The 23,781-nt window shown below is 64.0% G+C and carries 23 protein-coding genes; 5 read left to right on the top strand and 18 right to left on the bottom strand.

Annotation, left to right across the window (positions count from 1 at the left end):
* Window positions 1–17 precede the first annotated feature (17 nt).
* Window positions 18–2,435 carry a phenylalanine--tRNA ligase subunit beta gene (gene pheT, locus FQU74_RS14265; RefSeq protein ID WP_146287140.1) on the top strand — a complete coding sequence of 806 codons (2,418 nt, stop codon included), beginning with the start codon at window positions 18–20 and terminating at the stop codon, window positions 2,433–2,435.
* Window positions 2,436–2,482: 47 nt separating this feature from the next.
* Here pheT and FQU74_RS14260 read toward each other — a convergent pair whose 3' ends face one another.
* The 3 genes from FQU74_RS14260 to FQU74_RS14250 are packed head-to-tail and all read right to left on the bottom strand — an operon-like array spanning window position 2,483 to window position 4,055.
* Complete coding sequence (locus FQU74_RS14260; RefSeq protein ID WP_146287139.1) at window positions 2,483–3,136, bottom strand: DUF1523 family protein; 654 nt, start codon at window positions 3,134–3,136, stop codon at window positions 2,483–2,485.
* 13 nt (window positions 3,137–3,149) lie between these two features.
* A complete protein-coding gene (locus tag FQU74_RS14255; protein WP_146287138.1) occupies window positions 3,150–3,422 on the bottom strand; it encodes a hypothetical protein in 273 nt (90 codons plus the stop codon).
* Between the two features lie 42 nt (window positions 3,423–3,464).
* Complete coding sequence (locus FQU74_RS14250) at window positions 3,465–4,055, bottom strand: cyclase family protein (RefSeq protein WP_146287137.1); 591 nt, start codon at window positions 4,053–4,055, stop codon at window positions 3,465–3,467.
* Window positions 4,056–4,128: 73 nt separating this feature from the next.
* On the opposite strand from FQU74_RS14250, the gene FQU74_RS14245 reads away from it, so the two are divergent.
* The gene (locus tag FQU74_RS14245; protein WP_146287136.1) at window positions 4,129–5,406 is read left to right on the top strand and encodes an acetylornithine deacetylase/succinyl-diaminopimelate desuccinylase family protein; all 1,278 of its coding nucleotides are present in this window, start codon (window positions 4,129–4,131) and stop codon (window positions 5,404–5,406) included.
* Between the two features lie 39 nt (window positions 5,407–5,445).
* Here the strand turns inward: FQU74_RS14245 and panC are convergent, their stop codons facing one another.
* Both panC and panB read right to left on the bottom strand, forming a co-directional pair.
* Window positions 5,446–6,285, bottom strand: coding sequence for a pantoate--beta-alanine ligase (gene panC / locus FQU74_RS14240; RefSeq protein ID WP_146287135.1), 840 nt, complete (start codon window positions 6,283–6,285; stop codon window positions 5,446–5,448).
* The gene (gene panB, locus FQU74_RS14235) at window positions 6,282–7,121 is read right to left on the bottom strand and encodes a 3-methyl-2-oxobutanoate hydroxymethyltransferase (RefSeq protein WP_146287134.1); all 840 of its coding nucleotides are present in this window, start codon (window positions 7,119–7,121) and stop codon (window positions 6,282–6,284) included. Before panB ends, panC begins: the two co-directional genes overlap by 4 nt.
* A gap of 148 nt (window positions 7,122–7,269) precedes the next feature.
* Here panB and FQU74_RS14230 point away from each other — a divergent pair, with 148 nt between their 5' ends.
* Window positions 7,270–7,611 (top strand): cupin domain-containing protein, encoded by a 342-nt coding sequence (locus FQU74_RS14230; protein WP_146287133.1) that lies wholly within the window; start codon window positions 7,270–7,272, stop codon window positions 7,609–7,611.
* Window positions 7,612–7,681: 70 nt separating this feature from the next.
* Here FQU74_RS14230 and FQU74_RS14225 read toward each other — a convergent pair whose 3' ends face one another.
* From FQU74_RS14225 to mutM, 12 genes are all read right to left on the bottom strand, one after another.
* Window positions 7,682–8,524, bottom strand: coding sequence for a L,D-transpeptidase (locus FQU74_RS14225; protein ID WP_373289035.1), 843 nt, complete (start codon window positions 8,522–8,524; stop codon window positions 7,682–7,684).
* Window positions 8,525–8,661: 137 nt separating this feature from the next.
* The gene (locus FQU74_RS14220; RefSeq protein ID WP_146287132.1) at window positions 8,662–9,420 is read right to left on the bottom strand and encodes a TSUP family transporter; all 759 of its coding nucleotides are present in this window, start codon (window positions 9,418–9,420) and stop codon (window positions 8,662–8,664) included.
* Window positions 9,421–9,433: 13 nt separating this feature from the next.
* A complete protein-coding gene (gene serB / locus FQU74_RS14215; protein WP_146287131.1) occupies window positions 9,434–10,309 on the bottom strand; it encodes a phosphoserine phosphatase SerB in 876 nt (291 codons plus the stop codon).
* Window positions 10,310–10,371: 62 nt separating this feature from the next.
* Window positions 10,372–12,822, bottom strand: a complete 2,451-nt coding sequence (gene gyrB / locus FQU74_RS14210) for a DNA topoisomerase (ATP-hydrolyzing) subunit B (protein ID WP_146287130.1) — start codon at window positions 12,820–12,822, stop codon at window positions 10,372–10,374.
* A gap of 80 nt (window positions 12,823–12,902) precedes the next feature.
* Complete coding sequence (locus tag FQU74_RS14205) at window positions 12,903–13,523, bottom strand: LysE family translocator (RefSeq protein ID WP_146287129.1); 621 nt, start codon at window positions 13,521–13,523, stop codon at window positions 12,903–12,905.
* Window positions 13,520–13,948 carry a VOC family protein gene (locus tag FQU74_RS14200; protein WP_146287128.1) on the bottom strand — a complete coding sequence of 143 codons (429 nt, stop codon included), beginning with the start codon at window positions 13,946–13,948 and terminating at the stop codon, window positions 13,520–13,522. The genes FQU74_RS14205 and FQU74_RS14200 overlap by 4 nt, the downstream gene beginning before the upstream one ends.
* Window positions 13,945–15,042 carry a DNA replication/repair protein RecF gene (recF, locus tag FQU74_RS14195; RefSeq protein ID WP_146287127.1) on the bottom strand — a complete coding sequence of 366 codons (1,098 nt, stop codon included), beginning with the start codon at window positions 15,040–15,042 and terminating at the stop codon, window positions 13,945–13,947. The genes FQU74_RS14200 and recF overlap by 4 nt, the downstream gene beginning before the upstream one ends.
* A 68-nt stretch (window positions 15,043–15,110) precedes the next feature.
* Window positions 15,111–16,229, bottom strand: a complete 1,119-nt coding sequence (gene dnaN, locus FQU74_RS14190) for a DNA polymerase III subunit beta (RefSeq protein WP_146287126.1) — start codon at window positions 16,227–16,229, stop codon at window positions 15,111–15,113.
* Window positions 16,230–16,457: 228 nt separating this feature from the next.
* Window positions 16,458–17,873 (bottom strand): chromosomal replication initiator protein DnaA, encoded by a 1,416-nt coding sequence (gene dnaA, locus FQU74_RS14185; RefSeq protein WP_146287125.1) that lies wholly within the window; start codon window positions 17,871–17,873, stop codon window positions 16,458–16,460.
* 543 nt (window positions 17,874–18,416) lie between these two features.
* Window positions 18,417–18,683, bottom strand: a complete 267-nt coding sequence (gene rpsT / locus FQU74_RS14180) for a 30S ribosomal protein S20 (RefSeq protein WP_146287124.1) — start codon at window positions 18,681–18,683, stop codon at window positions 18,417–18,419.
* A 147-nt stretch (window positions 18,684–18,830) separates the two neighbouring features.
* Entirely contained in the window at window positions 18,831–19,607 is a 777-nt protein-coding gene (locus FQU74_RS14175) for an enoyl-CoA hydratase (RefSeq protein ID WP_146287123.1), read from the bottom strand.
* Window positions 19,608–19,666: 59 nt separating this feature from the next.
* A complete protein-coding gene (gene mutM, locus FQU74_RS14170) occupies window positions 19,667–20,521 on the bottom strand; it encodes a bifunctional DNA-formamidopyrimidine glycosylase/DNA-(apurinic or apyrimidinic site) lyase (RefSeq protein ID WP_146287122.1) in 855 nt (284 codons plus the stop codon).
* Window positions 20,522–20,613: 92 nt separating this feature from the next.
* Here mutM and ubiE point away from each other — a divergent pair, with 92 nt between their 5' ends.
* Window positions 20,614–21,363: a bifunctional demethylmenaquinone methyltransferase/2-methoxy-6-polyprenyl-1,4-benzoquinol methylase UbiE gene (gene ubiE / locus FQU74_RS14165; protein ID WP_146287121.1), complete on the top strand. Its 750-nt coding sequence runs from the start codon at window positions 20,614–20,616 to the stop codon at window positions 21,361–21,363.
* Window positions 21,363–22,886 (top strand): 2-polyprenylphenol 6-hydroxylase, encoded by a 1,524-nt coding sequence (gene ubiB, locus FQU74_RS14160; protein ID WP_146287120.1) that lies wholly within the window; start codon window positions 21,363–21,365, stop codon window positions 22,884–22,886. Before ubiE ends, ubiB begins: the two co-directional genes overlap by 1 nt.
* Here the strand turns inward: ubiB and FQU74_RS14155 are convergent.
* Complete coding sequence (locus FQU74_RS14155) at window positions 22,883–23,701, bottom strand: phosphotransferase family protein (protein ID WP_146287119.1); 819 nt, start codon at window positions 23,699–23,701, stop codon at window positions 22,883–22,885. The two genes, ubiB and FQU74_RS14155, sit on opposite strands and share 4 nt — an antisense overlap.
* Between the last annotated feature and the right edge of the window lie 80 nt (window positions 23,702–23,781).

The following is a 23,781-nucleotide window of genomic DNA, read 5'->3' as shown; positions in this document are numbered from 1 at the left end:
ATTCCGCAGAGGCCGTCATGAAGTTCACCCTGTCCTGGTTGAAGGATCACCTTGAGACAAGCGCGACGCTGGACCAGATCCTGACCGCGCTGACCGACCTTGGGCACGAGGTCGAAGAGGTCGAGAACCCCGAGGTGAAGCTGGGCGCCTTTCGCATCTGCCGGGTGATCGAGGCCGTCCAGCACCCGAATGCTGACCGTCTGCGCGTTTGTCGCGTGGCGACATGGCCGAACGGCCCTGATGGCGCGATGGAAGAGGTTCAGGTGGTCTGCGGCGCCCCGAACGCCCGCACGGGCCTTGTTGGGGTCTTTGCCCCCGCCGGCACCCATGTCCCCGGCACCGGGGTCGACCTCAAGCCGGGAAGTATCCGGGGCGTGGATTCGAACGGCATGCTCTGTTCCGAGCGCGAGCTTGAGCTCTCGGACGATCACAACGGCATCATCGACCTGCCCGAGGATGCACCGGTCGGCGTGCGCTTCATCGACTGGAAGGGTCTGAACGACCCGATGATCTATGTGAAGATCACGCCAAACCGCCCCGATGCGCTCGGCGTGCGCGGTATTGCACGCGATCTGGCGGCGCGTGACCTTGGCACCCTGAAGCCGCTTGAGGTGCCCGCAATCAAAGGCAGCTTCGCCTCGCCCGTGGGTGTCCGGATCGAGGACGGCCTGAAGGCCAAGGGCTGCCCGCTCTTTGCCGGGCGCACCATTCGGGGCGTGAAGAACGGCCCCTCGCCCGACTGGCTGGCCGCGCGTCTGAAGGCCATCGGGCTGCGGCCGATTTCGACGCTGGTCGATATCACCAACTATTTCACCTTCGGGCTGAACCGCCCGCTGCACGTCTTTGACGTCGCCAAGGTGCAGGGCGACCTGCGCATCCATGCAGCGAAGGGCGGCGAAGAGCTGCTTGCGCTGGATGGCAAGACCTATGTGCTGCAACCGGGCATGATGCTGATCTCGGATGATGCGCAGCCGGAATCGCTGGCAGGCATCATGGGCGGCGAGCTTTCGGGCTGCACCGAGGAGACGGTCGATGTCTTCCTCGAATCTGCCTATTGGGATCCGATCACCATTGCGACCACGGGCCGTGCGCTGAAGATCAACTCGGATGCACGCTACCGGTTCGAGCGGGGCGTCGATCCGGCCTTCACCGTTCCTGGGCTGGAGCTTGCGACGCAGATGATCCTTGATCTGTGCGGGGGTGAGGCGTCCGAACTGGTGATCGACGGTGCCGTGCCCGATACCGCGCGCAGCTACCGTTTTGATCCCGCGCGGGTCGAGCGCCTGGTCGGCATGGAGATCCCCGAGGCCGAGCAGCGCGCCACGCTGGAGGCGCTTGGCTTCACCCTGACCGGTGATCAGGCCGCACCACCCAGCTGGCGCCCCGATGTGCAGGGCGAGGCCGATCTGGTCGAAGAGGTGGCGCGCGTTGCCTCGCTGACCAAGCTTGTGGGCAAACCCATGGCGCGCACGCTGCCGGGCGTGCCGAAGCCGATCCTGACGCCCCTGCAGATCCGCGAGAAGGCCGCCCGACGCACCATCGCGGCGCTCGGCTACAATGAATGCGTGACCTACAGCTTCATCGACAAGGCTGCCGCCGAGGCGTTCGGTGGCGGGTCTGATGCCGTGCGCGTCGACAATCCGATCTCCTCCGAGATGAGCCACCTGCGCCCTGACCTGCTGCCGGGCCTTCTGCGCGCCGCGAGCCGCAATCAGGCGCGTGGCTTTGCCGATCTGGCGCTGTTCGAGGTTGGCCCCGTCTTTGCCGGCGGCGAACCCGGTGAGCAGGCGACAGTCGCCACTGGCCTTCTGGTTGGTGCCAGCGCCGCGCGCGACACTTTCGGGTCGCGCCGCCCGGTCGATGTCTATGACGCCAAAGCCGATGTCGAGGCGGTTCTCGCCGCGTTGGCAGCACCTGCCAAGGTGCAGATCAGCCGCAAGGTGCCCGGCTGGTGGCACCCCGGCCGCTCGGGCGCAATCGGGCTTGGGCCCAACACGCTTGCAACCTTCGGCGAGGTGCATCCGCGCATCCTGCAGGCCTTTGACGTGAAGGGCCCGGCCGTGGCCTTTAGCGTGCAGATTGCGAATGTACCCCTGCCCAAGACCAAGACGCCCACGCGCCCGGCGCTTGCCATTTCTGACCTGCAAGCCGTCGATCGCGATTTCGCCTTTGTCGTCGACAGCGGGGTCGAGGCACTGACGCTGGTGAATGCGGCGCTTGGTTCGGACAAGGCCCTGATCGAGAGCGTCCGGGTGTTTGACCAGTTCACCGGCGAAAAGGCCGAGGCGCAGATGGGCGCGGGCAAGAAATCGATCGCCATCACCGTGCGCCTGCAACCGCAGGACACCACGCTGACCGACAAGGACATCGAGGCAGTTTCAGCCAAGATCGTCGAAAAGGTCGCCAAGGCGACCGGTGGCACGCTGCGGAAATAACCGGGCGTGACGGAACGAATGGAAAGGGGGCCGTGCGGCCCCCTTTTTCATTTCCGACCGAAGAGGCGACCCCAGAAGCCCTTGGCCCTGTCACGCGCCGCATCGGCCCGCGCATCCATCGCATCAAGCGTGTTGCTGAGGTCGTCCACCGCTGGCTCTATCATGCGTTCCTTGAACTGTGCCCACATCCGCCACAGCATCAGCACAAGACCCGCCAGCAGGGTCAGGACGATGATGTTGACCCAAGGGATCAGCCGAACATCGGGCCCCTCGACCGCGCGGATCTTCACGGCGTTCGGGTAGATCGAAAAGATGGGCAGCCGCCAGCCATAATGTGTGACCGCCACCCATTCCGGCTTGTCCTTGGCCGAAATGCTGTTTGTCGCCTCTGCCTGCAGGTTCGAGCTGTCGTATTTGAAGTAGGGCGGCCAGATCCAGCCCGTATCCTCGTTGCGGTAGACCATGGGCTTGTTGTTCGGGAAAACGGCCTCGATGAAGCGGATGTCGCGGCGGTCCACGGTGCTGGTCGTGGTGCCGCTGTCGGGCGAGGCGTAGAAGATCGAGTTCGCGCCAACTTCGGTCATACGGTTATAGGTGCCGGTGATGCGCACCACATCGCGCTGCGGCAAGGTGTAGTGCAAAAAGGCCGCGACGATCGCCAGAAGCGTCAGCCGGATGCCCCATTTGATATATGTCCACATGGGCGACGATCCTTCAGTAGTAATAGTGGTTCACGTAAAAGATGATGCCGGCAATCGCGGCCAGGGGCAGGATATAGACCAGCCATAGAAGCCGCAGCTTCAGGCTACGGCCATAGTCCTTCATCTGCGCCTCGACCCAGATGTCGCGGTCTCCGGTCAGACCCTCTTCGTCAAAGCGCTTCTCCAGCGCCTCGCGGCGGGTTGATCGAAAGTAGGTCCTGAGCAGCCAGTAGAACACTGTCAGAATGACCAGCGCGACAAGCCACGCCCTGAGGATACCCAGCATTCCAGCCCCCGACAGCAGGTTTCCTGACAGAGATAGGTGTTTTCAACGGCCTTCGCCAGCCATGGCACGCGCAAGCACCCGGCATGGCGCGCCAGAGGTGCCGATCAGACGCAGGGGGGCCGCAATCATCTCGCCCCGGTCGGGCAGAGGGCGCGCGGCCTCGGCGTCCAGATCCTCGACCAGAAAGACGCCCGCCCTTGCAAGCGCGCGGTGCAGAAAAAGTGGCTCTTCACCCCTGACACGCAGGCTGCCCGCCATGACCCAGACCGGAAAGCCAAGCGCCAGCGCCGCATCGAAGAGCGCGCGGCTGACCTCGCCGCCATCAGGGGCGTTCAGGAACAGAAGCACCGCTTCGCCCCGGTCAGGCAGCACCTCCCCGGGCCTGAAGGTGACGTAGCGCCCGATCAGCCGTGAGGGGGACAGCGCCTCCAGCGTGGCCCCGCCGGCAACCATATGGGCAGGCGCGTCGATATGCGTTCCGGTTTGCGTGCCAAGATCCAGCCGCTGCACCGCATAACCCTGCCCCTCGACCGCGCACCAGTCGTGCACGGCAAAGGGCGGGTCCGCATAGCCGGCCTCGGCATAGATCGGCAGGTGCCCATCCATCGGGCGGGTGAGGTCGATCCAGGTCATGCGCACAGGGTAAAGACCCGGGCCTTCCACAGCAAGCACTTGCCATGACGCCTGCTGCGGCTAGGCTGTCGGCATGGATCTGACCGCCCGCCTTTTCGCCGAGATTGCCGCCCGTCGCGACAGCCTGATCGCGCTGACGCAGGACCTGATCCGCATCCCCACGCTGAACCCGCCGGGCCGGTGCTACCGCGAGATCTGCGACTACCTCTCTGACCGGCTGTCGGCGCAGGGGTTCGTCACGGCGCTGGTGCGGGCCGAAGGGACACCGGGCGACAGCGAGGCGCATCCGCGCTGGAACCTGATCGCCCGGCGTGAAGGGCCGCGTCCGGGCGATTGCGTGCATTTCAACAGCCATCACGACGTCGTCGAGGTAGGCCACGGCTGGACCCGCGATCCGTTCGGCGGCTCGGTCGAAGGCGACCAGATCTTTGGCCGGGGCGCCTGCGACATGAAGGGGGGCCTTGCCGCCAGCATCATCGCAGCCGAGGCGTTTATCGCCGCCTGCCCCGATTTTCGCGGCGCCATCGAGATCAGCGCGACGGCAGACGAGGAATCCGGCGGCTATGGCGGCGTGGCTTATCTCGCCGAACAGGGCTGGTTCGATCCTGACCGCGTGCAGCATGTGATCATCCCCGAACCGCTGCACAAGGACCGCATCTGCCTGGGCCATCGCGGCGTCTGGTGGGCCGAGGTCGAGACCAAGGGCCGCATCGCGCATGGATCGATGCCGTTTCTGGGCGACAGCGCCATCCGCCACATGGGCGCGGTTCTGGAAGAGATCGAGCGCAAGCTCTATCCGCTTCTGGCAACCAAACGCACCGCCATGCCAGTGGTCCCCGAAGGCGCACGCGCCTCGACGCTGAACATAAACTCGATCCATGGCGGCGAGGCCGAACCCGAGCCCGGCTATACCGGCCTGCCCGCCCCTTGCGTCGCCGACCGCTGCCGCATCATCCTCGACCGCCGCTTCCTGATCGAAGAGGATCTGACAGAGGTGAAGGCCGAGGTGACAGGGCTGCTCGATACCCTGCGCGACCGCCGACCAGGGTTCGACTATACCATCCGCGACCTGTTTGAAGTGCGTCCCACCCAGACATCGCCCGATGCGCCGATCGTGCGCTCAACCGCAGCGGCGATCGAGCGGGTTCTGGGGCGGGTCGCCGAACATGTCGTGTCCCCCGGCACCTATGACCAGAAGCACATCGACCGGATCGGACGGATGAAGAACTGCATCGCCTATGGGCCGGGCCTGCTGCATCTGGCGCATCAGCCTGACGAATGGGTGGGCATTCAGGACATGGCCGATAGCGCACTGGTCATGGCGCTGGTTCTGGCCGACCTGCTGGGCTGAATTACCGGGCACGTGCCCTTGGCCGGCATGCCTGTCCGATCAGACCGGAATATTGTCGATCAGCCGCACACCACCGATCCAGGCCGCCGCCAGCAGGCGAACCGGCTGTTCGATACCTGTCGCGGGTTCGAGCATCGCCGCGGTACGCAGATCCAGATATTCGACCTCGGTGAAGCCCGCCTGACGCAGATCGTCGCGCGCCTGTGCAAGGCTTGCCGCGATCTCGCTACCGCCACGGATCTGGGCGGCGGTCTTCACCATAATCCGGTGCAAGGCCGGTGCCTGCGCGCGGCTGAGCGGATCAAGACGCGCATTGCGCGACGACATCGCAAGCCCGTCAGCCTCGCGGATCGTCTCACATCCCACCACCTCGACCGGGATATTGAGATCGGTCACCATGCGGCGCACGACCTGCAACTGCTGCCAATCCTTCTGGCCAAAGTAGGCGCGGTCGGCCTGCGTCATACCGAAGAGCTTGGCCACAACCGTCGCCACGCCTTCGAAATGGCCGGGACGCATCTCACCCTCCAGCGGCGCGGTCACGCCACCAACAAGAACGCGGCTGTCAAATCCCTGCGGATAAACCTCATCCGGTCCGGGGGCGAACAGGATGTCGACACCTTCGCGGAACAGAAGCGCGGCGTCCGCATCCTCGGTTCGCGGATATTTCGACAGATCGTCAGGATTGTTGAACTGCATCGGGTTGACGAAGATCGTCACGATCACCCTGTCGCAGCCGCGACGTGCCGCGCGCACGAGGCTCATATGGCCTTCGTGCAGGGCGCCCATGGTGGGCACCACGCCAACCTGACGGCCATCCTGTTTCCAGCCGCGCACGCGCGTGCGCAATTCGGCAACCGTTCTAAGAATTTGCATCAGCTTTTCGGCCCCTTCGAGGGCAGCACATCCGGGAAGGCATGTTCGGCGGCAGGGAAGGTGCGGGCGCGCACCTCAGCGGCATATGCGGCGATAGCCTCGTCGGCTGCCTGCCCAAGCTCGCCATAGCGCTTGACGAATTTGGGCCGGAAATCGGTGAAGAGACCTAGCATATCGTCAATGACAAGCACCTGACCGTCACAGTTGACACCCGCGCCGATGCCGATGGTCGGGATCGAAAGCTGCGCGGTGATCCGCCCTGCCAGCCCCTCGGGCACCTTTTCCAGGACGACCGAGAAGGCCCCGGCCGCCTCGACCGCCTTTGCATCGGAAAGTACGCGGGCAGCTTCATCATCGCGCCCTACGACCTTGTAGCCGCCCAGCGTATTCACCGACTGCGGAGTAAGGCCGATATGCGCCATGACCGGCACGCCGCGCGCCGTCAGGAAGGCAATCGTCTCGGCCATGTGCTGGCCACCCTCAAGCTTGACGGCAGGGGCGCCCGTCTCGGCCATCAGGCGCGAGGCATTGCGGAAGGCCTGCTGAGGGCTTTCTTCATAGGACCCGAAGGGCATGTCGATGACCGCCATCGCCTTGGACAGTCCGCGCACAACCGCACGACCGTGCAGGATCATCATCTCCATCGTCACGCCCAGCGTCGAGGGCATGCCATGCAGCACCATGCCCACGGAATCTCCTACCAACGCGATCTCGCAGTGCCGATCGACGATTCGGGCAATTGGCGTGGTATAGGCGGTCAGCACCACCAGAGGGGCACCACCCTTGCGCGACTTGATGTCGGCGGGCAGGACCGGGCGTAGGGGGCTGGATGCGCTCATACCGCTCTTGCTCTTCCTCTGGACGAACCTTGCGCCTTGTATAGCCGCCACCCCGTTGTCGTTCCAGCGGAACTTGCCCTTGCCGCACACTTGACGCCGGGCCATCAGCCAATGCGATATGTGGCGCAGCATCATCCAAGGACAGAACATGCAGCTTCTACAACGCCTCGACCGGACCGCAGCTACCCCCGAGGTGGAGCGCCCCGCGCCCGAGAAGGTCATTGCCGGCGATCCAGTTCACACCACCTGGAACCTTGAGGATCGCGACGGGCTCTATTGCGGCATCTGGCAATCGACCCCCGGAAAATGGACCGTCGCCTATGAGGAATGGGAGTATGTCCACATCCTTGAAGGCGTGTCGATCCTGACGGACAGCGAGGGGAACGCGACGAAACTGAAGGCGGGTGACAGCTGGGTCATCCGTCCGGGCTTTCGCGGCACATGGGAATGTGTGGAAACCACGGTGAAGGACTATGTCATCCTGACCTGACGGCCCCGCCAAAAAGAAACGGCCCCGGCGTGACACACGTCGGGGCCGTCTCCAGGCTTTGACAGGCAGGTCAGCCCTGTGTTCCTTCCAGTTCGGCATCGCGCTGCGCCGAAGTCCGGGTCGCTTCCAGCTCGGCTGCGGCTTCAGCCTCGGCAGCCTCTCTCGCTTCAAGCTCCAGCTTGCGCTGCTCGATCACGGGAATAAGCGCCTCGTCATAGGGGATCAGGAAGCCGTATTCGTCATCCATCCACTTGCCTTCAAGCTGCTCGGATTCGTCCCTTGTGCGGACACGCACCACGGTTCCCAGTTCGGTCCGGTTATAGAGGTCGATGGCATCCTGGTTGAACAGACGGATGCAGCCCGCCGAGGTCGCGCGCCCGATCGATTTGTTGTCGACGGTGCCGTGGATCCGGTAATAGGTGTCGCGGCCATTCCGATAGAGATAGAGCGCCCGCGCACCAAGCGGGTTCTCAAGCCCGCCAGGCAGACCGCCTGCGTATTCGGCATACATCTCGGGCATGGTGCGGACCATGTTCGCTGTCGGCGTCCAGGCCGGCCATTCCTCCTTGCGGCGCACGACGGCAGAACCCTTGAAGCCAAGGCCCGCACGCCCGACGGCGATCGAGTACTGCATCGCCTGCCCGTCATCGAGCACATAGTAAAGCTTGCGCACATAGGGATCGATCACGATCGAGCCGGGCCGTTCGTCACCTGCGTAGCCAACCTGCTTGCGGGGCACACCGTCACGCAGATGGTTGTCATTGACCTGCGGAATAAAGAAGTTGCCGTCTTGCACACCTTCATACCCCGGCAGAGTGCCCGGAGTGGTCGACTTCGGCGACGGCGCCGCACAAGCCGAAAGCAGAACAAGCGCGACAAGCGCGGCGATGGGTTTCAGCAGATTTTTCACGATGGACTCGGCAGTTGTTGGCAGCTTTGGTCGAAAGAGACGGCCCGGCGGGTGTGCCGTCAACCCCCATGCATCGGAATAAGCCAATTAATCACGAAATCATGGCAGGCCGGTGACTCTGCCCCTGCGCGAATCCGCTCTCAGGTCATCTGCCAGATCAGCCGTGCCGCGAGCAGGGAAGAGGTCACCACAAGCAAAGGCTTGATGACGCGCGCGCCGATGCGCATCGCCACCCGCGACCCCAGCCGGGCACCCCCGATCTGCGCGGCCCCCATGACAAGCCCCACCGCCCACCATGGCGCGCCCTGCAGGGCAAAGACAGCAAGCCCACCAAGGTTCGAGGCAAAGTTCAGGAACTTGGTATGTGCGGTCGCCTTCAGCACGCCATGGCCCGCGAGCAGCACGAATCCGATCATATAGAAAGCACCGGCCCCTGGACCGATCAGCCCGTCATAGAATCCGATCATCGGAACGATCACCGCCGAGAAGAGCGCCGGAGAGATGCGGGCAATGCGATCCTCGTCGGTCAGGCCGGGCTTCAGCGCGAAAAAGAGCGCGATTCCCACCAGAAGCACCGGAAGGCCAAGCCGCAGCACATCGGTCGAGATCCGGCTGACCAGCATCGCGCCCGTTGCGGCAACGACAAAGGCCAGCGCTGCCGTGCCGATCTGCGCCCGCACGTCGACATGCCCGGCCCGCGCATAGGAAACCGCCGCTGTCGCCGCGCCAAAGCTGCCCTGGACCTTGTTCGTCGAAAGCGCCTGTACCGGATCAGCCCCTGCCAGCATCAAGGCGGGCAAGGATATCAGCCCGCCACCGCCTGCGATGCTGTCGACAAAGCCCGCAGCGAAGGCCGCTGCGACCAGCATCAGCGCAGGATCGACAGAAACCTCAAGCATCTGCGCTATGCGGTCAGGCTACGAAATCTTCGCGCGCATAGCCCTGAATGAACAAAAGCGCCGTCAGATCGCCATGGTTCACGCGGATATCGCATTGCGCCGCGACCGAGGGTTTGGCATGCAGCGCAACCCCCGCGCCCGCACGGTTGAGCATGGCCAGATCATTGGCGCCATCGCCCACTGCCATGGTTTCGCCCATGTCGAGACCAAGCCGGGCGCTGATCTGTTCCAGCGCGTCGAGCTTCGCCTGTTTGCCAAGGATTGGCTCGGCCACGGTGCCGGTCAGCTTGCCATCCTCGGCATGAAGGGTATTCGCGCGGTTCTCGTCGAAACCCAAAGCCTCGGCCACCCGCGCCGTAAAGGCGGTGAACCCCCCCGAGACCAGGGCCGCATGGCCACCATTGGCTTTCATCGTGGCAATCAGGTCCCGCCCACCGGGCATAAAGGTGATGCGGTCGCGATACACCCGCTCAATCACCGCCTCGGGCAGACCCTTCAACAGACCCACCCGCTCCTTCAGCGCCGCCTCGAAATCCAGCTCGCCGTTCATGGCGCGCGCGGTGATGCCCGCAACGTAAGCCCCCACGCCAGCCTCGTCGGCAAGCTCGTCGATGCATTCCTGCTGGATCATCGTGCTGTCCATATCCGCCAGCAACAGGCGCTTGCGGCGCCCTTCCGTCGGCTGCACCACCAGATCGACTTTCAGGGACTGCATATCCTCCCACACCTGCCAGCGGTTTTCGGGCATTGCGGGCACCGCGAATTCCGCAGCTACGCCGGGGTCGAGCCAGCGCGCATCGCCACCACCCCAGGCATTACGCAGGGATTCGACGGTGGCGCGATCGACCAGCGGGGTGTCCGGGTTGGTCAGCAGGGTGACGGTGAACATGGGGTTACTCCGCGAAACAAAGCAGGGGCCGAGGCCCCTGCATCAGGCACCAGGGGCCCGGTTCAAAAATCGAGGTTTTCGACGTTCAGCGCGTTCTGCTGGATGAACTCGCGCCGTGGCTCGACCACGTCGCCCATCAGCTTGGTAAAGAGATCATCTGCTTCGGCCACGTCATCGACCCGCACTTGCAGCAGAGTACGGGCATCGGGGTCCAGCGTGGTCTCCCACAACTGTTCGGGGTTCATCTCGCCCAGACCCTTGTAGCGCTGCAGGGCCAAGCCCTTCTCACCCTCGGCCAGAACGGCTTTCAGCAGTTCTGTCGGCCCGTGGATCGGCTGTTCGCGATCTTTCCGCACAAGCCGCGCCTCGGTTGCGAAGATGTCCTTCACGCCCGAAGACATCTGCGACAGCTTGCGCGCCTCGCCCGAGCGGAGGACAGCGCCATCCAGCGTCCGCAGTTCCTCGACCCCGCGCAGGATGCGGCTCAGCCGGATGCCGTGATCCTGCGTGATGCGGCCTTGCCAGCCCTTTTCATACTCGACCGCCACGCCATCCAGACGGCGGGCAACGGTATCGGCTACAAGCTGCAGGTCGGCATCGGCACGGCCCTGATCGAAGGCCCCGGCCAGCGCGGCCTGCTCCAGGATGTTGCGCGGATAATGCGTCGGGAAGGCGTCCAGCACCTTGCGGAAGGCGCGCGCGCCCTCGACGATACGCAGAAGGTCGGCCCCCGCAACCTCTTCGCCCGTTCCAAGCCGCAGCACCGCGCCTTCGATGCCCTGCTGGATGAGATATTCCTCAAAAGCGGCCTGATCCTTCAGGTAGACCTCTGACTTTCCACGAGACACCTTATAGAGCGGCGGCTGCGCAATATAGAGGTACCCACCGTCGATGATCTGCGGCATCTGCCGGTAGAAGAACGTGAGCAGAAGCGTCCGGATATGCGCGCCGTCCACGTCAGCATCGGTCATGATGATGATCTTGTGATAGCGCAGCTTGCCGATGTCGAATTCATCGCGCCCGATGCCCGTGCCGAGTGCCGTGATCAGCGTGCCCACTGTCTCGGACGACAGCATCCGGTCAAAGCGCGCACGCTCCACGTTCAGGATCTTGCCGCGCAGGGGCAGAACGGCCTGCTGTTTGCGCGAGCGGCCCTGCTTGGCCGAGCCACCTGCCGAGTCACCCTCGACGATGAACAGCTCGGACAGCGCCGGGTCCTTTTCCTGACAGTCGGCCAGCTTGCCCGGAAGCGACGCCACATCCATCGCCGTCTTGCGGCGGGTCAGTTCGCGGGCCTTGCGCGCCGCCTCGCGCGCCAGTGCCGCCTCGATGATCTTGCCGACGATCACCTTTGCCTCGGCCGGATGCTCTTCGAACCACTCCGAGAGCTTTTCGTTCACAAGGTTCTCGACCGCAGGGCGCACCTCGGAGGAGACAAGCTTGTCCTTGGTCTGGCTTGAGAATTTCGGGTCCGGCACCTTGACGCTCAGGACACAGGTCAGGCCCTCGCGCGCGTCGTCGCCGGTGAAATCCACCTTCTCGCGCTTGGCGATGCCACTGTCCTGCGCGTATTTGGTGATCGTCCGCGTCAGGGCACCACGCAGGCCCGCAAGATGGGTGCCGCCGTCGCGCTGCGGGATGTTGTTGGTGAAAGGCAGCACATTCTCGTGGTAGCTGTCATTCCACCACATCGCGACTTCGACCCCGATGCCGCCACGCTCGCCCAGCATGTAGATCGGCTCGGACATCGCCGATTGCTTGTGCCGGTCCAGGTATTTGACGAACTCACGCACGCCGCCGTCATAAAAGAGCTCGGTCTTCTCGGGCTCGGCGTGGCGATCATCCTCAAGGATGATGCGAACGCCCGAGTTCAGGAACGCGAGCTCGCGCAGGCGCGTCTCCAGCACCTTGAAGCTATAGTCGAGGTTCGAGAAGGTCCCGTCCTCACGGTTGGTCTTGGCGCTGGCCAGAAAGCGCACCTCGGTGCCGCGCTGACCCGGCGCGGGGCCCACGTCGTGCACATGCACCGTGCACTCCCCGAACTCGAACCGCGCGCGATACTCACGATCGTTGCGCCAGACCGTCAGCTCCAGCCACTCTGACAGCGCGTTCACCACCGAAACACCCACGCCGTGCAGACCGCCCGACACCTTGTAGGCGTTGCCGCCCTCATCGGTGTTGTTGAATTTTCCACCCGCGTGAAGCTGGGTCATGATGACCTCGGCAGCCGAAACCCCCTCTTCCTGGTGGATATCGACCGGGATGCCGCGACCGTTGTCGCGCACCGAAACGCTGTCATCGGCGTGAATTTTCACATGCACATAGTCGGCATGACCGGCCAGCGCCTCGTCAATGCCGTTATCAACCACCTCATAGACCATGTGGTGCAGGCCGCTGCCATCATCGGTGTCACCGATGTACATGCCAGGACGCTTGCGTACAGCCTCCAACCCCTTGAGAACCTTGATGGAATCGGCGCCGTATTCACTCGGCTTCTTCGCGGCTTCGGCCATGTATCCTGCATCCCTCGAATTGCCCGCGATTTATAGCGGTTGGGGCGGGGAATGTCACCCCTGCGACACAATATTTGGGGTCACAGGAAGGGAATCGCCAGCGCGACACCGATCAGCATGATGCCCGAGGCAAGGTTCAGCCGATGGATGTTTTTGGGCGAGGACAGCAGTTGCCGGGCACGGTCAAGAAACAGCGCAAGCGCAAGGTTTCCGGCCATCGGCACCAGGGCCGAAATCAGGATGATCGCCGTGATGTCGGGCGCGGTCAGACGCGACAGATCAAAAAATCCCGGTAGCGCACCCATGTAGAAGAGGATCGCCTTGGGGTTGCCCACCACGGCCGCCACACCAACCGAGAACCCCGCCCAGATCCCAGGCCGCGTCAAGCGGCTGTCGGTGCCCGGCGCCTGCGGCTTCTTGCGGATCAGCAGGATCCCCATGCCGAGAAAGACCGCCGCCGCCACCCATCTGAGCAGGCTCAGGATGTCGCCATAAACCGAATGGATCCACGACAAGCCGAGGATTGCCGAAAGCGGCCACAGCAAATCGCCGAGCGCCACGCCCACCGCCAATGGCCATGCGGCTGCAAAGCCGCCAGAGAGCGCCCGCGCCAGAAGTGCCACCCAGACCGGACCGGGCACCGCCCAAAGTGCGGCCATGCCGCCTGCATAGACCAGAAGTTGCCAGAAGGTGACGGTCATCCCGGCAACCTCAGCGATCCATCGGCACCAAGCGGCCAATACGGGTTCATCGCAACCTCCCACACATGGCCATCGGGATCTGCCCAGTAGCCGGAATAGCCGCCCCAGAATACCTTCTCGGGGCGTTTCAGTGCCGTGGCCCCGGCGGCAAGGGCCGCTTCAAATGCGGCATCGACCTCGGCCTCGGTCAGAAAGTTCTGGGCCAAAGTCATCGCCCCGGTTCCAAGCGCGGCCCCGGCACGGCCCTGATCCGCGGCCAGATCGGCAAGGCCGAACAGGGCCAGCGCAAGGCCGTTCATCTGGTAGAAGGCGACAGCCTCCTGGCTTTCCCCATGCTCCTGCCATCCAAGCCGGGCATAAAAACCACGCGAGGCCGGCAGATCGGCCACGCCAAGGGTGATCAGCGTCACGCGCTGCGGGGTCATGCCTTCACCTCCGTGATGATCGACTGTCCGCCCTCATCGGCGACCATGAAGCTTTGCCCGCGCGCACCCAGACTGTCAAACAGGCCGGGCTCGGTTCCCGTCATGATCGCCTGCGCCCCCACGGCACAAAGCTCGTCATAAAGCGCGGCCCGGCGGCCTGCGTCCAGATGCGCCGCAACCTCATCGAGCAGCAGGATCGGGGGTCGCCCCAGATCGGCTGCAAGCGCGCGCGCATTGGCAAGGATCAGGCTGATCAACAGCGCCTTTTGCTCACCAGTCGAACACTGGTCCGCAGCCACGCCCTTGGCCGTGAACACAGCCGCCAGATCGGCACGATGCGGTCCCACCAGCGCGCGCCCTGCGGCCATATCGCGCCGACGGTTTTGCGCCAGAGCCTGCGCCAGATCGTCAGGCAATTCATCGGGGGAAACGATGGCAAGGCTCGCCTGCGGGAACGCGGTCTCGGCCCCTTCTTGCGCCGCCAGCAACCGCGCGACGGTCGCGGACCGGTTCCGCTGGATCGCAGCACCCGAGGATGCCATCTGCGCCTCGAGCGCCCCATACCAATGGGGGTCCGATACCTCGTCCCTCAACAGGCGGTTGCGGTCGCGCATCGCCTTGTCATAGGCCAGAACCGCCTCGGCGTGATCGGGGGCAAAGCTCAGGGTCAGACGGTCCAGAAATCGCCGCCGCCCCTCGGCGCCCTCAAGCCAGAGCCGGTCCATGCTGGGCACCAGCCAGACCATCCGCAGGATGCGGGCCAAGGCCACCTGTGGTGCGGATTTTCCATCGACGCGCACCAGTCGCGCCGCGCCACCCTCGGCCCATGTTTCGACCTCATGGGCGGCAGAAATCCCCGCGACGCGCGCCTGAACCTTCCAGCCGATCGCTTCGGGCCGCCGGCCCAACTCATCCGCCGATGCACCACGCAGCCCCCGGCCAGGTGACAGCAGCGATATCGCCTCGAGAATATTGGTCTTGCCCGCCCCGTTCGCCCCCACCAGCGCCACAGGCCGCCCGTCAAACTCCAGCCGGGCGGCGCGATGGCTACGGAAATGCGACAGTACCAGCGAGAGGATGGCCAAGCCACTCACGCCGCTCCCCTTTCATTCTGGTCCACTTACCTTGGGGGTCCGGGGGCAAAACCCCCGGCGCGCGCCGCTCAGACGCGCATCGGCATCACCACGTAGACCGCCGAGGTATCATTGCCTTCGCGCATCAGCGTCGGATCACCCGACGAGTTGAACAGAAAGACAGCGTTCTCGCGGTCCACCTGGCTTGCGATTTCCAGCAGATACTTGGCGTTGAAGCCGATCTCCAGCCGCTCATCCCCATAGGCGACGGCCAGTTCTTCCTCGGCAGCGCCGCTGTCCGGGGCGTTGACTGACAGGACCAGCCGGTCCTCGTCAAGGCTCAGCTTTACCGCGCGGCTGCGCTCGGAAGATACGGTTGCGACACGGTCCACAGCCTTGGCGAAATCCGAGGCATCAACCTCCAGCCGGCGGGTATTGTTCACCGGGATGACGCGGGTGTAGTCGGGGAAGGTGCCGTCGATCACCTTCGAGGTCAGCGTGATCGTCGGGGTCGCAAAGCGCACCTTGGTCTCCGAGACCGAAACCGCAATCTGCGCCTCGTCATCATCCAAGAGCTTGCGCAATTCGTTCACGGTCTTGCGCGGCACGATGACGCCCGGCATGCCGGTTGCCCCCTCGGGCAGGGGCGCATCGATACGGGCCAACCGGTGGCCATCGGTCGCCACGCAGCGCAGCACCTGGCCATCCTCGCCGGTTGCGACATGCATATAGACGCCGTTCAGGTAGTACCGCGTCTCCTCGGTCGAGATCGCGAATTTTGCCTTGTCGAAAAGCCGGCGCAGGACAGGGGCGGGGGCGGCAAAGTTCGTGGTGTATTCCGAGGTCGCCATGACCGGGAAATCCTCGCGCGGAAGGGTCGCAAGGTTGAAGGTGGACCGCCCCGCGGTCACCGTCAGACGACCGGCTGCAGCATCCTCGGCCAGCGTGACCAGCGCGCCGTCGGGCAGCTTGCGGACGATCTCGTGCAGCATGACAGCCGAGACCGTGGTGGCGCCGGGACGCTCCACCATCGCGGGCGCCTTATCGACCACCTCGATGTCCAGATCGGTCGCGCGGAAGCTGACCTGATTGCCCTCGGCCTCGATCAGAACGTTCGCAAGGATCGGGATGGTGTTGCGGCGTTCCACCACCGATTGCGCCTGCCCCACGGCCTTCAGAAGCGTGCTGCGTTCGATGCTGATCTTCATCCCTATGGTCCTCTAGGTTCCGGCCTTGCTGGCGGGACACAGACGTTATCCTGTTCCCGCCGGTTCACAAGCGATTTTCCGCAGACATTCCGAAGAAACGGCAGTGCCGTCAAGCGGAAGGGCACGCCACTGCACGACGGAAGGGTCCTGCGCGCCACAGTCTCTGTCTGGGCAAGTTGCTGACGTCAAAAGAAAAGGGGGCAAGTGCCCCCTTTTCCCTCGCCAACCTCAGCCCTGAAGCAAACGCTTCAGCAGCTGGAGATCATCTGCAAGCTGGCTGTCCGTCGCCATAAGCTCTTCGATCTTGCGCACGCCATGCATGATGGTCGTGTGGTCGCGCCCGCCAAACCGGCGGCCAATCTCGGGCAGGCTGCGCGGCGTCAGCTGCTTGGAGAGATACATCGCAATCTGGCGCGGACGGGCGATGTTGCGCAGACGCTTTGGCCCGATCATGTCCGAGAGCCGAATGTTGTAATGCTCTGCCACCTTGCGCTGGATCTCCTCGATCGTGACCTTTCGGTCCGATGCGCGCAGGATGTCGGCAAGGCAGTCTTGCGTCAGATCAAGGGTGATCTCGCGCCCGACTAGGCTCGCAAAAGCAAAGAGGCGGGTCAGAGCGCCTTCCAGCACCCGCACGTTGGTCGTGATGCGATGGGCCAGAAACTCCAGCACGCCCGGTGCGATGGTCAGCCCCCGGTACTGGTCGCGATAGAAGTCGGCCTTCTGCTGCAGGATGCCAAGGCGCAGTTCATAGTCGGTCGGGTGAAGATCGACCACCAGGCCGCATTGCAGGCGGCTCTTGATCCGCTCTTCCAGATCCTTGATCTCGCCCGGCGCGCGATCGGCAGAAATCACGATCTGCTTGTTCTGGTCAACCAGCGCGTTGAAGGTGTGGAAGAACTCTTCCTGCGTCGAATCCTTGCCGGCGATGAACTGTACATCATCGACCATCAGCACATCGACCGAGCGGAACATCTCCTTGAAGTCCATCACCGACCGGTCACGCAGGGCCTGCACGAAACGATACATGAACTGCTCGGCCGAGAGATAAAGAACACGCAGGTCAGGCCGGCGGGCCTGCAGCTCATGCGCGATGGCATGCATCAGGTGCGTCTTGCCGAGCCCCACGCCGCCATAAAGAAACAGCGGATTGAACGAGACCGGCCCCCCCTCGCTCACCCGTTTCGCGGCGGCATGGGCAAGCTCGTTCGGCTTGCCGACGACAAAGCTGTCAAAAGTGAAGCGCGCATCGAGCGGTGCGCCGGGCAGATCCTCGTCTGCCACGCGCGGCCGGGCGGCGCGCGCCTTGGTGGCAGGGGCGCGTTCAGCAGATGCAGTCTTCGCTCGCGGGGCCGCACCATTGGCCGCCGCGGCCTGCGCCGACGCAGCCGCGCGGCGCGTGCCTGGACGCACGGCAAACTCCACCCGTTCAACCTGAACGCCGTTCGCATTCAGATGCGTGCGGATGTGGTCGGCAAAATTGCGGTTCACCCAGTCACCAAAGAAAGACGTCGGCACCTCGAATCGGGCGACACCATTCTTCAGATCCGAAAGCTTCAGCGGCTCGATCCAGGTGGTGTAGTTGTTCTTCCCCAGGCGGTGCTCAAGCTGCTCACGAATCTCACCCCAAGAATCATTCGTCATTTTTCTTCCAACCCGTCCCGCGCCGTTTTCGGCCTGATTGGGGCGATTTCGCCCGTTTAAACACGTCCCACATGACCCATGCCCGAACGAATCCGGACACCGGCGAGGCCTGACAGGGGATAAGCTTGGCACGCAGAAACCAGCCACGTCAGAGAAGACCCTGACGCGCTGACTATCTACGAATCTGGCGCAAGGCTGCGCAGACCCTCAAGCATGTGATCGCGACCTGGAATTGCGGAATCCTGCGTCTTATGACGCAAGGTGGCAGCCCGTTCCTCTGGGTCGCGTTCCCGGCTCGTCCCCCAGGACTCCGTGAATCGCATCGGCAAGCTAGCAAGGCCGCCGCAGGGCCTGCAACCGAACTTCGCTGTTGACACGAGAGTCGTCGTAGCGAATCCGGAAAGCAGTGCAAAAGCGCCACGCAGGTACCTAAAATCATCGGAATTGCGCGAAAATTCCCTTGAAAATGCAAAAAGCGCGCCGATCGGCGCGCTTAAGGCAAGCTCTTCATGCACCACCCGGATTCGGGTCGGCAGGGTAGGTTCAGGCGTTCAGGGCCTTCACACGCGAGGACAGGCGCGACATTTTGCGCGCGACGGTGTTCTTGTGCAGAACGCCTTTGGTGATGCCGCGAGCCAGCTCCGGCTGGGCATTCTTCAGCGCCTCGGCAGCAGCAGTCTGGTCGCCCGAAGCGATCGCTTCTTCGACCTTGCGCAGGTAGGTGCGGATGCGCGAACGGCGCGCCTTGTTGATGGCGTAGCGGGTTTCCGACTGGCGGGCGCGCTTTTTGGACTGGGGCGTATTTGCCATGGGACTTTTCCTTCAGATCTTTGTTTCGATTGCAGCAAAGACCCAAGGACGACCACCTCTGGAAAGAGGGGATCTGATTCTTGCCTAAGCGGGCCCACGCGCATGTGGGCCGGGGCTATAGTGCAATTTACCGGGGTTGGAAACCCCTCACTTGTCGCGGAATTGCGGGGTCCGCTTTTCAAGGAAGGCGGCCATGCCTTCTTTCTGGTCCTCGCTCGCAAAGAGTGCGTGGAAGGCCCGCCGCTCGAACAGCGTGCCCTCGCGCAGCGTGGTCTCATAGCTGCGGCTGACGCACTCCTTGACAACCATCGCCGTCAGCACCGACTTCTCGGCGATCTTGGCGCCCGCCTTCTTGGCTTCGGTGAGAAGGTCCTTGGCCGGCACAACCCGGCTCACCAGCCCGCAACGCTCGGCTTCGGCGGCATCCATGAAGCGGCCGGTCAGGTGCATGTCCATGGATTTCGACTTGCCGACAAACCGGGTCAGCCGCTGCGTGCCACCAAGGCCCGCGACGATGCCCAGATTGATCTCGGGCTGGCCGAACTTCGCAGTGTCCGAGCAGATGATGAAATCACAGGCCATGGCCAGCTCGCAGCCGCCGCCCAGGGCATAGCCCGATACGGCCGCGATGATCGGCTTACGGGTGCGGATGATCGCCTCGGCCTCGGCCGCGAAGAAATCTTCGCCGAACATCTCGACAAAGCCCTTCTCGGCCATCTCCTTGATATCGGCCCCGGCGGCAAAGGCCTTTTCCGATCCGGTGATGATGATACAGCGCACTGCATCGTCCTTGTCGGCGGCTGCAAGCGCCTTTGACAACTCTCCCAGCAGGGTGCTGTTCAGGGCATTCAACGCGTCAGGCCGGTTCAACCGGATCAGCGCGACGTTGTCCTCGATCTCGACGATCAGCGTTTCATAGGCCATGAGGCGGCTCCAATCTTCTTTGGGCCAGACTCCTAGCAGCTAGGTTCGGGCTTGCAAACCTATTGCGGCTGGCAGCACGGGCAGAAGAAGCTGGAGCGTCCCGACTGCACGATACGCTGCACAATCGCACCGCAGCCCGGCGTGACGCAAACCTGCCCCTCACGGTCATAGACGCGAAAGCTGTGCTGGAAGTAACCAAGCTCGCCATCCGCCTGTCGATAGTCCTTTAGCGATGAGCCGCCCGCGTCAATCGCGTCCACCAGCACGTCGCGGATGATGGGCACCAGCCGCTCCACCTCCGCGCCCGTCAGGTCACGGGCCAGCCGTGCGGGATGGATGCCTGCGCGGAAAAGCGCCTCGCAGACGTAGATGTTGCCCAACCCCGCCACGAGATGCTGGTCCAGCAGCGCCGTCTTGATGGGCGTCGCGCGCCCCCGCAGGCGTGCTGCCAGATAGGCCGCGTGAAAGTCGTTGCCCATGGGTTCGGGACCCAGGGCAGACAGCAGCGGATGCGCCCCTGCCCCTTCGGTCGGCATCAGGTCCATCGCACCAAAGCGGCGGGCGTCGTTGAAGGTGATGCGGGCGCCGCCCTCAAGATCCAGCACGACATGATCATGCTTGGCCGGTGCGGGGTGGGGATGATGGAATGAGCCCAGTGTCGCGCCCGAGATCAGAAGCCGCCCTGACATGCCCAGATGGATCAGCAGCGTCTCGGCCGTCGAAAGATCGGCGAGGATGTACTTCGACCGCCGCCGCAGGGCGACGACATGCGCCCCGGTCAGCCGTTCGGCCATACCCGGCGGAAAGGGCCAACGCAGGTCAGGGCGGCGCACATCGGCCTGCAGGATACGCCGGCCGGTCATCACCGGTTCCAGCCCCCGGCGCACGGTTTCGACCTCGGGCAATTCGGGCATCGCGTCCTCCGGACAGATCGGCGCATTGCAGCGCCCGCTTTGCGCCCTATAAGAGGTGCAACGCCCGGAAGGGCAAGACCCGGATGATGCCAATGACTGACGAACATAAAACCACGCATTTCGGCTTTCAGACCGTGAACGAGACCGAAAAGGCCGGAATGGTGCACGGCGTCTTCACCCGCGTCGCCAGCAAATACGACATCATGAACGATGTGATGAGCGTGGGCATCCACCGCATCTGGAAGGATGCGATGATGGACTGGCTGGCCCCGCGGCCGGGAACGAAACTCCTTGATGTGGCAGGCGGCACCGGTGACGTTTCCTTCCGCTATCTCAAACGCGCGCCGGGTGCCCATGCCACGGTGCTCGATATGACGGAATCGATGCTGGTCGAGGGGCGCCAGCGCGCCGAGGCCGATCGCATGGCAGAACATCTCGACTGGGTCGTGGGCGATGCCATGGCCCTGCCCTTCCCCGCCAACAGTTTCGACGTCTACACCATCAGCTTCGGAATCCGGAACGTGACCCGCGTTCAGGACGCGCTGAACGAGGCCTATCGCGTGTTGCGCCCGGGCGGGCGGCTTATGGTGCTGGAATTCAGCCAGTTGCCGAACGACCTGATGCAAAAGGCTTATGACCTTTACAGTTTCAATGTGATCCCGGTCATGGGCCAGATCATTGCGGGCGACCGCGACAGCTATCAGTATCTGGTCGAAAGCATCCGCAAGTTTCCCGATCAGGAGACGTTTCTTGGCATGATCCGTCAGGCCGGGTTCCAGCAGGCCAAGTATCGCAACCTGTCGATGGGCATCGCGGCGCTGCATTCGGGCTGGAAGATCTGATGCGGGGGCCGCACAACATCATCCGTCTGGTCCGGACTCTGGCCACGATGGAGCGCACCGGTGCGATCAATCAGGTGCTGGCGGCCATGGACGCGCCACCCCGCCTGCGGGCGGTTGCGCGCATTCTGGGCTGGCCGTTCAAATGGCTGGGGTTGAAGGGCGACCCCGCGCTGCCCCCGATCACGCGGGCGCTGACGGCGCTTGGGCCCGCCTATATCAAATTCGGCCAGATCCTGTCGACCCGCCCCGATATCGTGGGCGAGGAGATGGCGGACCAGCTCAAGTATCTGCAAGACAAGCTGCCCCCTTTCCCGGTTGAGGTTGCCAAGGCCACGATCGCGGCCGAGTTGATGGTGCCGGTGGATCAGCTGTTCAGCGAGTTTTCCGAGCCCGTCGCGGCCGCCTCGATTGCACAGGTGCATCGGGCGCGACTTGCCACCACGGATGAGGAAGTCGCCGTCAAGGTGCTGCGGCCGGGGATCGAGCGGGCCTTCCGCAAGGACATCGACGCCTTCTATTTCGCCGCCCGCGCGATCGAGACGCTGTCGCCCTCTTCGCGCCGGCTGCGCCCGATGGAGGTGATCCGCCACTTCGAGGGCGTGGTCATGGGCGAGCTGGACCTGCGGCTTGAGGCCGCCGCCGCCGCCGAGTTCGCCGCGAATACCGCGCAGGACGAGGGCCTTCGCGTGCCAAAGCCGGTCTGGGCGCTGTCCTCGCGGCAGGTAATGACCATCGATTGGGCAGAGGGGATCGCGCTGGCCGACAATGCCGCACTGGATGCGGCCGGACATGACCGGGTGGCGCTTGGCCAGCGGGTGCTGCAGCTTTTCCTGCAACACGCCCTGCGCGATGGCTACTTCCACGCAGATATGCATCAGGGTAACCTCAAAGTTGCCGCTGATGGCGCGCTGGTTGCCTATGACTTTGGCATCATGGGGCGGCTCGACGTCTATACCCGCCGCGTCTATGCCGAGATCCTGTTTGGCTTCATCCGCAAGGACTATCGCCGGGTGGCCGAGGTGCATTTCGAGGCCGGCTATGTACCTGCCGACCGCGACATCGACGAATTCGCTCGCGCGTTGCGGGTGGTTGGCGAGCCGATCTTCGGTATGGAGGCCAGCCGCATCTCGATGGCGCGACTGCTGTCCTACCTCTTCGAAGTGACCGAGAAATTCGGGATGGAGACCCGGACCGAGCTGATCCTTCTGCAGCGCACCATGGTCGTGGTCGAAGGGGTCGCACGCAGTCTCGACCCACATATCAACATCTGGCAGGTCGCGCGCCCGGTGGTCGAGGACTACATCAAGACCAATATCGGGCCTCGGGCCCTGTTGCGGGATCTTGTGCTGACAGCGCAGGTTCTGGGCCGGTTTGGCCCCCGCCTGCCCGGGATGGTCGAAGCGCGACTGATCCGGCAGACGACCACCACGCCCGCACCGCAGCAGAAACCCCATCCGGTCTGGTGGATGATCGGCGGGGGCGCATTGGTCGGCTGCGGCGTGTTGATCGGCGCGCTGCTCTAGGCGAGTTGCAGCCGTAGCGCCTCGGCGTATCCTTGGTCACCGCGTGCCGCGCGCAATGCGCAATGCGCGGCGATGCGCCAACCCAGCAGGGGCGCCAGTCGCAGGTAGCGTTCAACGGTCGTGCGGTTCGGATAGGCGTCAAGGAAAGCCGCGCCCTCTTCTGCCGTCAAGGGCCGGCCGCGATAGAGGACCTGCATCGCAGGCGACAGAAACAGCGCCAGATCGTCGACCGGATCGCCCAGGCCGGGGCATTGCCAGTCGATCAGCCGCAGCCCCTCAGCCGCGACGACGATGTTTGCTGGCACCGGATCGCCATGCACCAGCGCCCGGCATGTCGGGCCGGGATCGTCGATCACCGGGCATTCCGGCAGGCCGGTCGCGCCAAAGCCCCGCGCCTGTTCGGCGATGGCTTGCCCACCCATCGGAAGAAGCCGCATGCCTTTGGGCGCGGGGGTCGCATGGACCTCTGCCAGCAGGCGTGCGACGGGGCCTGGGTCATTGGTCCACGCCCGTCCGGGGACATGCGCATAGGCAAACCAACCCGCCCCCTCGGCCAGAAGCTGCGGCACCAACAGTGGCGACAGGGCACGAAGCGCCGCAACCTCAGCCCTCGGGTCGTTCGGGAAGAGCGGCGTCCCGGTATCAGGAAGCACCTGCTTCAGCACCACATCGTCCGACCGCCAGACCCGGTTGGACCGCCCCCCCGCCAGCGGCCTCCAATCCCTGAGCGGAAGGGACAGCGCGGCAGACAGTTCCCGCACCAACGCAGGATCCGGCTGGCTTGCATGCGCCTGTTCCTCGTTCGCGTTGCCCATGGCGGAACGCGGACGGGAACGGAGAAGGGAGGCGCGGCAGATCGTCATGGCGGCAGACGTTAGTTGCGGCCCCCCGACCG

The sequence above is a fragment of the Gemmobacter aquaticus genome, from assembly GCF_007859075.1.
Taxonomy (GTDB): domain Bacteria; phylum Pseudomonadota; class Alphaproteobacteria; order Rhodobacterales; family Rhodobacteraceae; genus Gemmobacter; species Gemmobacter aquaticus.
The sequence above is the reverse complement of the archived record's forward strand: the minus strand, read 5'-3'. Positions and strand labels throughout refer to the sequence as shown.